The sequence below is a fragment of the Streptomyces sp. NPDC058964 genome (assembly GCF_042741275.1).
Classification (GTDB): domain Bacteria; phylum Actinomycetota; class Actinomycetes; order Streptomycetales; family Streptomycetaceae; genus Streptomyces.
This window is the reverse complement of the sequence record NZ_JBHYKH010000668.1, coordinates 1-4,189: the sequence shown is the minus strand read 5'-3', so window position 1 is coordinate 4,189 and position 4,189 is coordinate 1. Positions and strand designations below refer to the sequence as shown.

Annotated in this window: 2 protein-coding genes and 1 pseudogene; all 3 read right to left on the bottom strand. The window is 71.7% G+C overall.

Annotation, left to right across the window (positions count from 1 at the left end; genetic code table 11):
* Positions 1 to 146: 146 nt before the first annotated feature.
* Positions 147 to 2,216, bottom strand: a complete 2,070-nt coding sequence (gene rho / locus ACFW2E_RS42605) for a transcription termination factor Rho (RefSeq protein WP_384476269.1) — start codon at positions 2,214 to 2,216, stop codon at positions 147 to 149.
* Positions 2,217 to 2,621: 405 nt separating this feature from the next.
* Positions 2,622 to 3,539, bottom strand: a complete 918-nt coding sequence (gene thrB, locus ACFW2E_RS42600; RefSeq protein WP_384476266.1) for a homoserine kinase — start codon at positions 3,537 to 3,539, stop codon at positions 2,622 to 2,624.
* 215 nt (positions 3,540 to 3,754) lie between these two features.
* Positions 3,755 to 4,189 (bottom strand): annotated as a pseudogene (locus tag ACFW2E_RS42595) (hypothetical protein); the annotation flags it as partial.

Sequence of the window (4,189 nt, the reverse complement as noted above, 5' to 3'; positions counted from 1 at the left end):
CATGTGACGGGGGTCGGCCTTCAACGCGCCCCGAAGAGGCGCGGGACCGCTTCGATGTGCGGCTCCGCCGTGTGGGCGCGATCAAGCCACGGACCAGGCCGCGGCCGACTGACAACCGAGGGACTTCGGCTGACCCGGCGGAGCGACTAGTCTCCGTTGCCCGGAGTCGGCGTCGTCTTCTGGATCTGCATCAGGAACTCGACGTTCGACTTCGTCTGCTTCATCTTGTCGAGGAGCAGCTCGATCGCCTGCTGCTGGTCGAGCGCGTGCAGCACGCGACGCAGCTTCCAGACGACGGCCAGCTCCTCGTTGCCGAGCAGGATCTCCTCCTTGCGGGTGCCGGACGCGTCGACGTCCACCGCGGGGAAGATGCGCTTGTCGGCGAGCTTCCGGTCGAGCTTGAGCTCCATGTTGCCGGTGCCCTTGAACTCCTCGAAGATCACCTCGTCCATGCGGGACCCGGTGTCCACCAGCGCGGTGGCGAGGATGGTCAGCGAACCGCCGTCCTCGATGTTGCGGGCCGCACCGAAGAAGCGCTTCGGCGGGTACAGGGCGGTCGAGTCGACACCACCGGACAGGATGCGGCCGGAGGCCGGGGCGGCGAGGTTGTACGCACGGCCCAGACGCGTGATCGAGTCGAGCAGCACGACGACGTCGTGACCCAGCTCCACCAGGCGCTTGGCGCGCTCGATCGCGAGCTCGGCGACCGTGGTGTGGTCCTCGGCCGGGCGGTCGAAGGTCGAGGAGATGACCTCGCCCTTGACCGACCGCTGCATGTCGGTGACCTCTTCCGGACGCTCGTCGACGAGGACGACCATCAGGTGGCACTCGGGGTTGTTGTGGGTGATCGCGTTGGCGATCGCCTGCATGATCATGGTCTTGCCGGTCTTCGGCGGGGCCACGATCAGACCGCGCTGGCCCTTACCGATCGGCGACACGAGGTCGATGATGCGGGTGGTCAGCACGCCCGGGTCCGTCTCCAGGCGGAGGCGGTCCTGCGGGTACAGCGGGGTCAGCTTGTTGAACTCCGGGCGCCCACGGCCGTGTTCGGGCGCCATGCCGTTGACGGAGTCGAGACGGACCAGCGCGTTGAACTTCTCGCGGCGCTCGCCTTCCTTGGGCTGACGAACCGCGCCGGTGACGTGGTCACCCTTGCGCAGGCCGTTCTTGCGGACCTGGGCGAGGGAGACGTACACGTCGTTCGGACCCGGCAGGTAGCCCGACGTACGGATGAAGGCGTAGTTGTCGAGGATGTCCAGGATGCCCGCGACGGGGATCAGGACGTCGTCCTCGGCGAGCTGCGGCTCGTTGCCGGCGAACTCGTCGCGGCCACGGCGGCCACGGCGGTCGCGGTAGCGGCCGCGGCGGCCACGGCGGCCGCCCTCGAAGTCGTCGTCGTCCTGCGGACCGGCGTTCCGGTCCTGACGGCCGCCGCCCTGCTGCTGACCCTGCTGCTGACGGTCCTGACGGTCCTGACGGTCCTGACGTCCGCCCTGGCCGCCGCCCTGCTGCTCGTCGCCCTTGCTGCGGCGGTCGCCGCGGTCACGGCCGCGCTCACGGCGGTCGCGGCGGCCACGGCCCTCGCCGTCACCGGCGTCCGCCCTGGCCTCGCCCTGCACCTGCGCGGCCGGCGTCTCGGCCTTGGCCTCGCTCTTCGCCTCGGCGGCGATCGTCTCGGGGCTGCTCGCCTGAGCGCCCGCCGGGCTGCCCGCCTCGGCGGTGGCACGGCGACGGCGCCGCTCGGTCGGGGCATCATCTCCCCCGCGCTCGGCCTCGCCCGCGCGGACGGTGCCCCCGGCCGGCTGTCCGGGAATCTCGATCTGCTGCTGCGCCACGGCCTTCTCGGCGGGCGCCTCGGACTTGCCCTCCGCCTTCTTCTCCGCCGCCTCGTCGGCCGTACGGGTCCGGGAGGTGGTCCGGCGCTTCGGCTTGGTCTCGGCAGCGTCCCCGGCGGGAGCCGCGGCCTTGGGGGCGGCTCCGCCGCCGGCCTGCGCCTCCTTGATGACCTCGATCAGCTGGCTCTTGCGCATACGCGCGGTGCCCCTGATACCGAGGCCGGATGCGACCTGCTGCAGCTCGGCCAGCACCATGCCCTCGAGGCCGGTACCGCGGCGCCGCCGGGAGCCGGCACCGGTGGCAGGCGCGGAGGCGTCCGTGGCGGGCGCGGCAGCGGTCTCCTCGACACGTGCGCCCATCAGATCGGTGGTGTCGCTCACGAAGGGTCCTTCCCTGGAGCGGACGTCGGCCTGTCTGGCTCGGCGACCGGTTGTGCTGTCCGGCATAGGTCCTTGCTGTGTGGACCAAGCCGGGGCGGTGGTCCGCCAAAGCGGCGGAAGAGATATCTGGTGATGGCGCTCCCCCGACGAGCCGTGGCACCCAGTGTCACGTGGCGCGGTCGCACCGATTCCGGAGCGTGCCCAGCGGCCCGCTCAGCGCCCTCGTACGGCGTACTGCCCAGGTACGACGTACGGAACGATGAGTGGCTTGGGAGGCTCCCGGAAGAATGTCTGCCCCGGACGGGGGCACGAAGCACCTCGCCATGGTGGGGTCGGGTGCAGACTTGAGGTTAACACTACCGGATCCAACAAACATTCCCCCTCTCCAAATCCGGCAACCGTGTGTCAGGTCGCAAGCGGCAGCACGCTCGCTCCCTGGACATCCAGGCTCAGCCGGTTGGCGGCCCAGTCCGTGCCGGCCAGTGCCTCCACCTTGTCGGCGGTGCCGGCGTCGGCCAGTGCCATGACGGTGGGCCCGGCGCCCGAGATGACGGCCGGGATCCCGTCGGCTCGCAGCCGCTCCACCAGCGCCGCGCTCTCCGGCATGGCGGGGGCGCGGTACTCCTGGTGGAGGCGGTCCTCGGTGGCGGGCAGCAGCAGCTCGGGGCGCCTGGTCAGGGCCTCTACGAGCAGGGCCGCGCGGCCCGCGTTCGCGGCGGCGTCGACGTGCGGCACGGTGCGCGGCAGCAGGCCGCGCGCGGTCTCGGTCAGGACCGGCTTTCCGGGCACGAAAACCACCGGAACGATGGAATCGTTGGGCTCCATCCTGATGGCCCGCGCGGCGCCGCCCTCCATCCAGGAGAGCGTGAAGCCGCCGAGCAGACAGGCTGCCACGTTGTCGGGGTGGCCCTCGATCTCCGTGGCGAGCTCGAGCAGGGCCGCGTCGTCGAGCTTCGCCTCGCCGCCTATGGTCACGGCACGCGCGGCGACGATTCCGGCGCAGATCGCGGCGGAGGAGGAACCCAGGCCACGGCCGTGCGGGATGCGGTTGGCGCACACGATCTCGAGGCCGCGGGGCTGTCCGCCCAGCAGATCGAAGGCCGTGCGCAGGGAGCGTACGAGGAGGTGACTCTCGTCTCGCGGCAGCGTCTCGCTGCCCTCACCCGCGATGTCGATGTGCAGCCCGGAGTCGGCCACCCGGACGACGACGTCGTCGTAGAGCCCCAGTGCGAGGCCCAGGGCGTCGAAGCCCGGGCCGAGGTTGGCACTGGTGGCGGGAACGCGCACCCGGACGGCGGCGGCGCGGAAGGCTGGACCGGCCATCGCTCGATGACTCTCCTTGAGCTGCGTGATTGTCGAATGACATTCGATGCGTACGTCGAGGACCCTCGGGCCGCGGAGGCGGCGCGGCACCGCGCCTTATGCGGAGGCATATGCAGCGGGCGGGTTGACTACAGCCTATCGAAGGAAGGTTCAGTGGCGACATAGGGCGCACAGGAGGCGCACGATGCGTGTCGTAAGCCCCCTGTGCCCCCCTTCTAGGGGCTTCCCTGATGAGGACGCCACCGGCGGGTCTCCGGTTGCCCGGGGGCGTTTCCCCAGCGCAACCGGAGCGGACCTCGGGCGGGGCCGCGGGGCCCCCCCGCGGCCGGCCCGCCCCCCCCCCCCGGCCCCCGGCGGGGGGCGCCGGCCCCGCCCGCCCAGGTGCCGCCCGGGGGGTCGGTGGGCGGGTCGGTGGGGTCCGGGCCCGGGCCGCCGTCCACGTTCAGGACGAAGTCGAAGGTGGCCTCCTTGCCGCCGCCGGCGTCGCGGACGTTCATCAGCAGCGCCGGGTCGAAGATCGCGTCCGTGCTGTTGCGGGGCTCACCGGGGAAGTAGAGCTGGGTGGTCAGCACGGGCTGGCCGGGCGCCTGCGCCTTGACGTGGATGTGCCGGGTGCGGCCCGGGTAGAGGCCGGGGACGATCGTGCGCAG

Bases quoted from the DNA above. Each gene is read 5' to 3' on its own strand.
- thrB (WP_384476266.1), bottom strand. From the start codon at position 3,539: ATGGCCGGTCCAGCCTTCCGCGCCGCCGCCGTCCGGGTGCGCGTTCCC.